This window comes from Pengzhenrongella frigida (assembly GCF_004168625.1).
In the GTDB taxonomy this organism is placed as follows: Bacteria; Actinomycetota; Actinomycetes; order Actinomycetales; family Cellulomonadaceae; genus Pengzhenrongella; species Pengzhenrongella frigida.
Window position 1 is genome coordinate 1 of sequence record NZ_SDWW01000110.1, and the last position, 1,533, is coordinate 1,533.

1 protein-coding gene and 1 pseudogene are annotated in these 1,533 nt (G+C 71.4%); both read left to right on the top strand.

Annotation, left to right across the window (positions count from 1 at the left end):
- A pseudogene (locus tag EUA98_RS19530) lies at nucleotides 1–229 on the top strand (methyl-accepting chemotaxis protein); the annotation flags it as partial.
- Nucleotides 230–481: 252 nt separating this feature from the next.
- Nucleotides 482–1,533 (top strand): methyl-accepting chemotaxis protein (locus EUA98_RS19535; protein WP_130104343.1); only part of this gene is annotated, 1,052 nt, incomplete at its 3' end.

Genomic DNA, 1,533 nt, shown 5'->3' on the forward strand with positions numbered 1-1,533 from the left:
GCTCACGATCGCCAGTGCGGTCGAGGAGCAGACGGCGACCACCAACGAGATGTCCCGGTCGGTCACCGAGGCGGCCACCGGGTCCGGGGAGATCGCGGCGAACATCGCCGGGGTCGCCACCGGCGCGGCGACCTCGAGCGAGGTCCTCGGTCAGATGGGCACCTCGGTCGACGAGCTCGCCCGGATGTCGGCCGACCTGCGCGAACGCATCGCGGCCTTCACCTACTGAGGTTCGTGCTGCTCTGGCGACAGGCAGAGCTGAACGAGCCAGCGTGGATAGACGAAATGGCCTCCCGGACTCTCTCCGGGAGGCCATTTCCTGTCCCCGGCCAGGGGAGGTGAGCACGAGCGAACCCGTTCCGACAGCGAAACCGTCGTTAGCGCTCACAACCGTCCTCCCGCGACCGATCGACAAGGTGAGGCGCGCACGGACGCGCGCTGCTGCTGCGCTGCGGCGCACCCACTTGCGAGGGCACACAACATGACGTTGGACAGATCTTCCCGTCGGCTCGGACCGAAGGGCGCCTGGGGCTGGTTCCAGGACCGGCGACTCGGCACGAAGCTATTCACTGTGGTGCTGGCGCTCACGATCTCCTTCGCGGGTGTCGGGGGATACGGCGCGGTGATCCTGATCAAGACGAGCGCCGAGACCGATCTGATCGCGTCGATGTCGAGCGACGTGCTGGTCCCGATGCAGGACGCACGGGTCGGGCAGCTCCGCTCCCAGCTCATGGTGCGGGAGCTGGCGATGGCCCCCACCGACTACAGCCGCGGTCGGGCCCAGCAGGCGATCGTCGGGAACGACGCCCTCGTGGCCCAGAAGATCGAGCGCGTCAATGCCAACCTGGCGGAGCCGGTGGTCGCCTGGGACGAGTTCCTGGCGGGCTGGGACCGCTGGCTCACGCTCCGGGACGCGGTGCTGATGCCGATCGCCCTCACCGGCGACACGGCCGCGGTCGACTTCGCGATCGCTTCCGCGCCCGCGGCCGACGCCGATGCGCGGGGCCGGTCGATCACGCTCGCCTCGCGCGTGGTGGGGTCCCAGATGGACGCCGCCGCCGCAGCCGCACGGGCCGAGACCGAGCGGGCCATGCTCGTGCTCGCCCTGGTCTTCATCGTCGGCACCTCGGTCGCGGCCGGGCTCGCGTTCGCGGTGATCCGGGCCACGACCCGCGGGGTCGGCGGAGTGCAGCGCTCCCTCGAGGCCATGGCCGACGGCGACCTCACCGTGGGCGCGCAGGTGGCGGCCCACGACGAGATCGGCGCGATGGCCGACGCCCTGGCAACCGCGCAGGGGGCGTTGCGCGCCATGTTCACGGGGGTCGCGGGCACCGCGCAGACCGTGGCCGACGCGGCGGCGGCCCTCGCGGAGGCGAACACGCAGGTCTCGGCGGGCTCCGACGAGACGAGCACGCAGGCCGGCGTGATCGCGGCCGCCGCCGAGCAGGTCAGCTCCAACGTGCAGACGGTCGCGGCGGGTGCCGAAGAGATGGGTGCCTCGATCCGGGAGATCGCGCAGAACGCGAACGAGGC